This window comes from Tabrizicola sp. (genome assembly GCF_036781545.1).
Taxonomy (GTDB): Bacteria; Pseudomonadota; Alphaproteobacteria; order Rhodobacterales; family Rhodobacteraceae; genus Tabrizicola.
On the sequence record NZ_DAIQAT010000155.1, the window covers coordinates 1 to 8170 of the forward strand.

The 8170-nt window shown below is 65.8% G+C and carries 9 protein-coding genes; 5 read left to right on the forward strand and 4 right to left on the reverse strand.

Annotation, left to right across the window (positions count from 1 at the left end):
- On the forward strand, positions 1–224 hold a 224-nt coding region (locus V7Q39_RS17160; protein ID WP_333817835.1), incomplete at its 5' end, for a protein-export chaperone SecB.
- A gap of 296 nt (positions 225–520) precedes the next feature.
- Here V7Q39_RS17160 and dnaQ read toward each other — a convergent pair.
- From dnaQ to V7Q39_RS17180, 4 genes are read right to left on the reverse strand one after another with little or no spacing between them, the layout of a single operon-like run.
- A complete protein-coding gene (gene dnaQ / locus V7Q39_RS17165) occupies positions 521–1258 on the reverse strand; it encodes a DNA polymerase III subunit epsilon (RefSeq protein ID WP_333817843.1) in 738 nt (245 codons plus the stop codon).
- Complete coding sequence (gene coaE / locus V7Q39_RS17170; protein WP_333817836.1) at positions 1251–1853, reverse strand: dephospho-CoA kinase; 603 nt, start codon at positions 1851–1853, stop codon at positions 1251–1253. The genes dnaQ and coaE overlap by 8 nt, the downstream gene beginning before the upstream one ends.
- Entirely contained in the window at positions 1850–2689 is an 840-nt protein-coding gene (locus V7Q39_RS17175; RefSeq protein WP_333817837.1) for a shikimate dehydrogenase, read from the reverse strand. Before V7Q39_RS17175 ends, coaE begins: the two co-directional genes overlap by 4 nt.
- On the reverse strand, positions 2686–3273 hold the full coding sequence (locus V7Q39_RS17180) for a Maf family protein (protein ID WP_333817838.1): 588 nt from the start codon (positions 3271–3273) through the stop codon (positions 2686–2688). Before V7Q39_RS17180 ends, V7Q39_RS17175 begins: the two co-directional genes overlap by 4 nt.
- A 410-nt stretch (positions 3274–3683) precedes the next feature.
- On the opposite strand from V7Q39_RS17180, the gene V7Q39_RS17185 reads away from it, so the two are divergent.
- The 4 genes from V7Q39_RS17185 to mnmG all read left to right on the forward strand — a co-directional run.
- Positions 3684–4145: a CopD family protein gene (locus V7Q39_RS17185; protein WP_333817839.1), complete on the forward strand. Its 462-nt coding sequence runs from the start codon at positions 3684–3686 to the stop codon at positions 4143–4145.
- 120 nt (positions 4146–4265) lie between these two features.
- Positions 4266–5537, forward strand: coding sequence for a transcription termination factor Rho (gene rho / locus V7Q39_RS17190; protein WP_333817840.1), 1272 nt, complete (start codon positions 4266–4268; stop codon positions 5535–5537).
- 15 nt (positions 5538–5552) lie between these two features.
- Positions 5553–6839: a tRNA uridine-5-carboxymethylaminomethyl(34) synthesis GTPase MnmE gene (gene mnmE, locus V7Q39_RS17195; RefSeq protein ID WP_333817841.1), complete on the forward strand. Its 1287-nt coding sequence runs from the start codon at positions 5553–5555 to the stop codon at positions 6837–6839.
- A 19-nt stretch (positions 6840–6858) separates the two neighbouring features.
- A partial coding sequence (gene mnmG, locus V7Q39_RS17200) for a tRNA uridine-5-carboxymethylaminomethyl(34) synthesis enzyme MnmG (protein ID WP_333817842.1) occupies positions 6859–8170 on the forward strand: 1312 nt, incomplete at its 3' end.

An 8170-nucleotide genomic window follows, 5' to 3' on the forward strand; every position in this document is an offset into this window, starting at 1 on the left:
TCGAGGGCGTGTCGGACGACCAGATCCACCCGTTCCTGCTGATCGAATGCCCGCGCCTGCTGTTCCCCTTCGTGCGGCGGATCATCTCGGACGTGACGCGCGACGGGGGCTTCCCGCCGCTGAACGTGGATACGGTGGATTTCATGGGGCTGTACCGGCAGGAGCTGGCGCGGCGGGCGCAGGCGCAGGCCGCGTCGGCGGCACCGGCCGAGAAGGTGAACTGATCCGGCGCAGAGCAGGGTGACGCTCGGCAGAAGCGGCTGGGCGGTCAGAAGTCCAAGAGTTTTCCAGAAAATTCCTGGACGTGTTCCGCTGGGGCGGAGGTCGATCTTATCCGGACGATGCTTCCGCTCATCGCATAGCCCCCCATCCTCTCACTCCCCGCGGGGAGAGAAGCGAGGGATCGCAGGTCTTCGCCTTCACGCCCCGGCCCTGAGCCGGGGCTTCTGTTTCGGACTTGGCGCAGGATGACGATGGAGGTCCCAGGTTAAGCCCGGGACGGGGTTTCCTTGGTGTGCCGTCACGCCTCTTTTTTCCAGATCGCCGCATCGCCCAGCTTCGCCACCATCGCGGCATGGGCGGCAAGCTCTTCCTCGGTGATGCGGGGCGGCAGGGGTTCCGGGCGGGGGCGGGGGCGCCAGGTGATGGCTTCGCCCGATGCGCTGCGGGCGGGCGCCGGGGCCGCGCTGGCCAGAACCAGGTCGGGTTGGCGGCCGCCGATCAGTTCCAGATAGACCTCGGCCAAGATTTCGCTGTCGAGAAGCGCGCCGTGCTTTTCGCGCATCGAGTTGTCGATGCCGAAGCGGCGGCAGAGCGCGTCAAGCGACGCCGGGGAGCCGGGGAACTTCGTCCGCGCCATCATCAGCGTGTCGGTGGCGCGCGCGTTCGGCAGACCGGGCAGGCCGCAGCGGTCGAGCTCGAAATTCAGGAATTTCATGTCGAAGCTGGCGTTGTGGATCACCAGTTGCGCATCGCCGACAAAGTCGAGGAAAGCCTGGCCGATCCGGGCGAAGACCGGCTTGTCGCGGAGCGTCACACCACCGGGAACGGGCTGGCCAGGGATTTCCAGAATGTCGTGGCCGATGCCATGAACCTCGAACGCCTCACGCGGCATGCCGCGTTCTGGGTTGATGTATTGATGGTAAGTCCGGCCGGTGGGCAGATGGTTGTAAAGCTCCACCGCGCCGATTTCGACGATGCGATGGCCCTCGGCGGGCTCGAAGCCGGTGGTTTCGGTGTCGAGGACGATTTCACGCATGTTCGGCAATCCGGCGGCGAATGTCGGCCAGTACATCTTTCACCGCCTGACGGGCGGCTTCAAGGCTGGTCGTGGCGATGACGTAGTCGGCACGGGCCCGCTTTTCGGCATCGGGCATCTGGCGGGCGAGGAGGGTCTGGAATTCAGCCTCGGTCATCGCGCCACGGGCGAGCACACGGTCGCGCTGGACGTCAGGCGGGGCGGAGACGACGGCAACGGCATCGCAGGCGGTGTCGATGCGGGATTCGTAGAGAAGCGGGATGTCGAGGAGGATGATTTCAGCGGATGCGTTGGCCGTGAGGAACTGCGCGCGGTCTTCCGCGACCAGCGGGTGGACAGCGGCGTTGAGGCGGTCGAGCAGACTGGCGTCGGACTGGATCAGCGCGCGAAGGGTGGCGCGGTTCACGCCACCGTTTTCGTCGATGGCGCTGGGGAAGAGCTGGCCGATGGCAAGCGCGGCAGGCTGGCCGGGGGCGTAAAGGCGGTGGACGGTGGCGTCGGCATCCCAGACCGGCAGCCCTTCCTCGGCGAACATTGCCGCTGTCGTGGACTTGCCCATGCCGATGGAGCCGGTGAGACCGAGAATGAAGCTCATGCGGAAAGCACGGCCTTGCGGGTGGCTTCATCCACGTCCGGGCGAGTGCCGAACCAGCGTTCAAAGCCGGGGGCGGCCTGATGCAGGAGCATTCCGAGACCGTCGACCACGGTGGCGCCCTGCGCCTCGGCTTCGATCAGGAACTGGGTCTTGAGCGGCGTGTAGACGAGATCGTTGCAAAGCGCGTGCGGGTTCAGCTTGTCGAGCGGCACGCGGAACTCGGCCTTGCCGGTCATGCCGAGCGAGGTGGTGTTGATGACGGTGACGGCGTCTTCCAGCAGGTTTCCGCCCTGGACCCATTCATGGACATGGATCTTGGCGCCAAAGTCGGAACGGATCGCATCGGCCCGGGCGCGGGTGCGATTGGCGAGGCGGATTTCCGGAACCCCGACCTCGATCAGCGCGGCGACGACGGCGCGGGCGGCACCCCCGGCGCCCAGCACGACGGCGGGGCCTGAGGCCGGGGCCCAATGCGGGGCGTTCTGGCGCAGGTTGGCGATGAAACCGGAGCCGTCGGTGTTGTCGGCGTGGATCTTGCCGTCCTTGCGAAAGATCAGCGTATTGGCCGCCCCGATCAGCGCGGCGCGGTCGGTGACGAAATCGGCGATCTGGAGGATGGCCTCCTTGTGGGGGATGGTGACGTTGCAGCCGACGAAGCCAAGCTCGGGCAGGCTGCGGAGGAGGCGGGGCAGGTCGACGGGGGCGATGTCGATCGGGATATAGTGGCCTTTGATGCCATAGCGCTTGAGCCAGTAGTTGTGCAGCGCAGGGCTGCGGCTGTGGGCGATGGGGTGGCCCAGGACGGCGGCAAGCGGGATGCGGGGATGGTCGGTCATCGGGCGATCATGCCCCGGTTGCCGAGCCATGCCAACAGGGGGAGGAGCGGCAGGCCGAGAATGGTGAAATGGTCGCCAGTGATGGCGGAAAACAGCCGGACGCCTTCTTCTTCCACCTTATAGCAGCCGACGGAGTGACGGATCGAGTCCCAGTTCCTTGCGAGGTAATCGTCCAGATAGGTGTCGGAGATGTCGTGCATGGTGAGGCGGGCCTCGCCGACATGGCGCCAGACGGGCTGGGCGTTTTCATAGACGACGAGGGCGGAGAGGAGCTTGTGGGTCTTGCCCCTCAGATGGCGCAGCTGTTGGCGCGCGTCCTCGGGGGTTTCGGGCTTGGCGAAAGTCTCGCGGTCAAGCGCGAGGACCTGATCGCAGCCGAGGACGAGGTCGGTCGGGTGTTTCTCGGCGACCTTGCGGGCCTTCATCTCGGCCAAGGTGTCGGCGATGTCGCGCGGATGGGCGCCTTCGGCGACAAGCGCATCGCGGATCGTGGCCTCATCGACGCGGGGGGCAACGGCAGTGGGGTCAAGGCCGGCGGCGCGGAGCATCTGGAGCCGGGTGGGCGAGGTGGAGGCGAGGATCATGGGGCTTGTGGATATCCGCGGTTTGTTCCTGGGGCCCGGGCGGGGCGAAACGGGGTTCGGCGGGCGGGCTGTGGGCATCCGTCGCAGCCCGGGGCGGTCTGGCCAGAGATATCCCGCTGTGCAGGGGATTGTCACGCGGGACGGGAGAAGGCGCTGTGCCCAGGGTGCCGACAGCGCAACCTGTGGATGATGTGCGGCGAAGCCCTCCTATCATCATATTGATAATGCTTTGAAAAATCATAGATGCCGCAAGGACGACGATCTTTTCCCGGTTTTGTCCCCATGCCTCTCCTTGTGGAGCGTTCTGGGGGCGGACAGGGAAATCCCGTTCTGCACAGGCCCTACATCATCCACATTCCTTCTTCATTTCTTTCTTTATAGAAGGAAGAGCGCAGCGGTGAGGTGGGGACATGCTTGAGACGATCACGGATTTCCTGGCCGACTGGTACCCGGTGACGAAATCGCTGCATGTGGCCTCGGTGATCTCGTGGATGGCGGGGATGTTCTACCTGCCGCGGCTTTACGTCTATCACACGGAACAGGTGGAGCCGGGGTCGAAGACGGACGCGATGTTCCAGACCATGGAGCGGCGGCTTCTGCGGGGGATCATCAATCCGGCGATGATCGCGACCTTTATCTTCGGCCTGGCGCTGGTGTTCACGCCGGGGGTGGTGGACTGGTCCTTCGCCTGGCCCTGGGTGAAAGCGGGCGCGGTGCTGGTGATGGGCTGGTTCCACGGCTGGCTGTCGGCGCGGCGCAAGGACTTTGTCCGGGGCACCAACACCCGCAGCGGGCGGACCTACCGGATGATGAACGAGGTGCCAACGGTGCTGATGCTGGTGATCGTCTTCTCGGTGATCCTGCGCTACTGATTGACTTTTGCCGCGACCGCCATTAGGTGCGGCGATGCAGGGCCGTCCGGTCCAATGCATCTCCCGTTCCAAACTCGCTGTGATCCGCCCTGACGGGGCCGGTCCGCCCAAAGGTATTCCATGAACGTCGAACGCTTGAACCTCGCGCAACTCAAGGCCAAGACCCCGGCCGATCTTCTGGCCATGGCCGAGGAGTGGGAGATCGAGAACGCCCCCTCGATGCGCAAGGGCGAGATGATGTTCTCGCTTTTGAAGGAACATGCCGAGGAAGGCTGGGAGATCGGCGGCGACGGCGTGCTTGAGGTCCTGCAGGACGGGTTCGGCTTTCTTCGCTCGCCCGAGGCCAACTATCTGCCCGGCCCGGATGACATCTACGTTTCGCCCGAGATGATCCGCCAGTTTTCCTTGCGCACCGGCGATTCCATCGAAGGCGTGATCAAGGCTCCGTCTGAAACCGAACGCTATTTCAGCCTGACCAAGGCGACGAAGATCAATTTCGATGACCCCGAGAAGGCGAAGCACAAGGTTCACTTCGACAACCTGACGCCGCTTTATCCCGATGAGCGGCTGAAGATGGAAGTCGAGGATCCGACGATCAAGGACCGTTCGGCCCGGATCATCGACCTGGTGTCGCCCATCGGCAAGGGCCAGCGCGGGCTGATCGTGGCTCCGCCGCGCACCGGCAAGACCGTGCTGTTGCAGAACATCGCGCATTCCATCGCGACCAACCACCCCGAATGCTATCTGATCGTGCTTCTGATCGACGAGCGCCCGGAGGAAGTCACCGACATGCAGCGCACGGTGAAGGGCGAGGTTGTGGCCTCGACCTTCGACGAGCCGGCGACGCGGCACGTCGCGGTGGCCGAAATGGTCATCGAAAAGGCCAAGCGGCTGGTCGAACACAAGCGCGACGTGGTGATCCTTCTGGATTCGATCACCCGCCTGGGCCGGGCCTTCAACACGGTGGTTCCGTCCTCGGGCAAGGTCTTGACCGGCGGTGTGGATGCGAACGCGCTGCAACGGCCGAAGCGGTTCTTCGGCGCGGCGCGGAACATCGAGGAGGGCGGGTCACTGACCATCATCGCCACGGCGCTGATCGACACCGGCAGCCGGATGGACGAGGTGATCTTCGAGGAATTCAAGGGCACCGGTAACTCCGAGATCGTGCTGGATCGCAAGGTGGCCGACAAGCGCGTCTTCCCGGCGATGGACATCCTCAAGTCCGGCACCCGGAAAGAAGATCTGCTGGTCGACAAGATGGACCTGCAGAAGACCTATGTCCTGCGCCGCATCCTGAACCCGATGGGCACGACGGATGCCATCGAGTTCCTGATCGGCAAGCTGAAACAGACCAAGTCGAACGCCGATTTCTTCGAATCGATGAACACCTGAAGGTAGCGGGCGGCGATGGACACGATCTATGCCCTCGCCACGGCGCGGGGTCGGTCGGGCCTCGCCGTCGTGCGCATCTCGGGCCCGGCGGCCTTTGCGGCCGGGCTGGCGCTGTGCGGGTCGCTGCCCGCGCCGCGGGTGGCGGGCCTGCGGCGGCTGAACTGGGGCGGCGAACTGCTGGACGAAGCGCTGGTGCTGGGCTTCGTCGAGGGCGCGAGCTTTACCGGTGAGCCGGTGGTGGAGCTGCACTGCCACGGCGGTCCGGCGGTGGTGGGGGCGGTGCTGCGCGCGTTGTCCGACCAGCCGGGGCTGCGGCTGGCGGAGGCCGGGGAATTCACCCGGCGCGCGCTGGAAAACGGGGTGCTGGATCTGGCTCAGGTCGAGGGGCTGGCGGACCTGATCGACGCCGAGACCGAGGCGCAGCGGCGGCAGGCCGTGCGGGTGCTGTCAGGCTCGGTGGGCCAGAAGGTCGACGGCTGGCGGCGCGACCTGATCCGTGCGGGGGCGCTTCTGGAAGCCACCATCGACTTTGCCGATGAGGATGTGCCGGTGGATGTCTCGCCCGAGGTGCTGTCCCTGATTGACGGGCTGATGGCCGACCTTGGCCGTGAGGCGGCGGGGGTGACGGCGGCGGAGCGGATTCGGGACGGGTTCGAGGTGGCGATTGTCGGGGCGCCAAATGCCGGGAAGTCGACGCTGCTGAACCAGCTTGCCGGGCGCGAGGCGGCGATCACGTCGGAGATCGCCGGGACGACGCGGGATGTGATCGAAGTGCGGATGGAGATCGCGGGTCTGCCGGTGACGTTCCTGGACACCGCGGGCCTGCGGGACACCGAGGATCGGCTGGAACAGGCGGGGATCGACCGCGCATTGGCCCGTGCCGAGGCGGCGGATTTGCGCCTGTTCCTGACGGATGGCGACGCCATACCGGGCCTGGAGCCATTCGGCGATGATCTTGTGGTATTGGGCAAGGCGGACACAAGATCAGGTGGGTCTGGGCTGGCTGTCTCGGGCAAGACCGGGGCGGGTGTGCCGGAACTTATGGCCCGGATCGGCGAAATCCTGGTGGAGCGGGTGGGCTCGGCTGGCGCTTTGGTGCGCGAGCGGCATCGCGTGGCTGTTACAACGGCGATTGCTGCTCTGGCCGAGTCACGGGCGGAAGTGGTAAGACCTGACTCGCGCGTCGAGCTGGCGGCGGAGCATTTGCGGCGGGCTGTGCGGGCGCTGGACGCGCTTGTCGGCCGCGTGGATGTGGACGATCTGCTCGGCGAGATTTTCGCCAGCTTCTGCATCGGCAAGTAAAGGGCCAGGGGTGTTCCACGTGAAACACTACGATGTCATCGTGATCGGCGGCGGCCATGCGGGCGCTGAAGCTGCTGCCGCTGCAGCCCGGATGGGCGTGTCGACAGCTCTCGTGACGCTGCGGGTGGAAACACTGGGCGCGATGTCCTGCAACCCGGCGATCGGGGGTCTTGGCAAGGGCCATCTCGTGCGCGAGATCGACGCGCTGGACGGCGTGATGGGCCGGATGGCCGACCGGGCGGGGATCCAGTTCCGCCTGCTGAACCGGCGGAAAGGACCCGCGGTGCAGGGGCCACGGGCGCAGATCGACCGGCGCTTGTACCGCGAGGCGATGCGGGCGGAATTGCTGGCGACGCCGGGGCTGGAGGTGATCGAAGGCGAAGTCGCCGGGCTGCGGCTGGTCGGGGGCAAGGTGGCGGGGGTCGTGCTGGCCTCGGGCGTGGAGCTTGCGTCGGGTCGCGTCGTGCTGACAGCAGGAACCTTCCTGAACGGCGTCATCCATATCGGCGACCGTCAGATGTCGGGCGGGCGGATGGGGGATTCGCCCTCGCGCGTGCTGGCGGTGCAGCTGGCCGAACTAGCGCTGCCGGTCGGGCGGCTGAAGACCGGCACGCCGCCGCGCCTGGATGGCCGGACAATCGACTGGGCACGGCTGGAGAGCCAGCCGGGGGACGAGCATCCGGCGGTGTTCTCCTTCCTGAACCGGGCGCCGGAAGCGCGGCAGATTTCCTGCGGGATCACCCATACGAGTGAGGCGACTCACCAGATCGTGCGGGATAACCTGGATCGATCCGCTATGTATGGGGGGCATATCGAGGGCGTTGGGCCGCGCTATTGCCCGTCGATCGAAGACAAGGTCGTGCGCTTCGCCGACAAGACGTCGCATCAGGTGTTCCTGGAGCCGGAAGGGCTGGATGACCCCACGGTCTATCCGAACGGGCTGTCGACCTCGCTGCCCGAGGAAGTGCAAAGCGCCTATATCCGCACGATCCCGGGGTTGGAGCAGACGGTGATCCTGCAGCCGGGCTATGCCATCGAATACGATTATTTCGATCCGCGCGGACTGCACCGGACGCTTGAAACCCGCGCTGTGCCGGGGCTATACTTTGCGGGCCAGATCAACGGGACGACGGGCTATGAAGAGGCGGGGGCACAAGGCCTTGTGGCCGGCCTGAATGCAGCCGCTGCTTCTTGTGGCCGCACGCCGGTGGAGTTCAGCCGGACCGGCAGCTACATCGGCGTGATGATCGACGATCTCACTTCGCGTGGGGTGACAGAGCCCTACCGCATGTTCACCTCGCGGGCCGAGTTCCGGCTGACCGTCCGCGCCG

What these genes read in the sequence shown, in the direction of transcription:
- mnmE (WP_333817841.1), top strand. Translation starts at nt 5,553, where the DNA reads ATGGACACGATCTATGCCCTCGCCACGGCGCGGGGTCGGTCGGGCCTC.
- rho (WP_333817840.1), top strand. Translation starts at nt 4,266, where the DNA reads ATGAACGTCGAACGCTTGAACCTCGCGCAACTCAAGGCCAAGACCCCG.
- dnaQ (WP_333817843.1), bottom strand. Translation starts at nt 1,258, where the DNA reads ATGCGTGAAATCGTCCTCGACACCGAAACCACCGGCTTCGAGCCCGCC.
- coaE (WP_333817836.1), bottom strand. Translation starts at nt 1,853, where the DNA reads ATGAGCTTCATTCTCGGTCTCACCGGCTCCATCGGCATGGGCAAGTCC.
- V7Q39_RS17175 (WP_333817837.1), bottom strand. Translation starts at nt 2,689, where the DNA reads ATGACCGACCATCCCCGCATCCCGCTTGCCGCCGTCCTGGGCCACCCC.
- V7Q39_RS17180 (WP_333817838.1), bottom strand. Translation starts at nt 3,273, where the DNA reads ATGATCCTCGCCTCCACCTCGCCCACCCGGCTCCAGATGCTCCGCGCC.
- V7Q39_RS17185 (WP_333817839.1), top strand. Translation starts at nt 3,684, where the DNA reads ATGCTTGAGACGATCACGGATTTCCTGGCCGACTGGTACCCGGTGACG.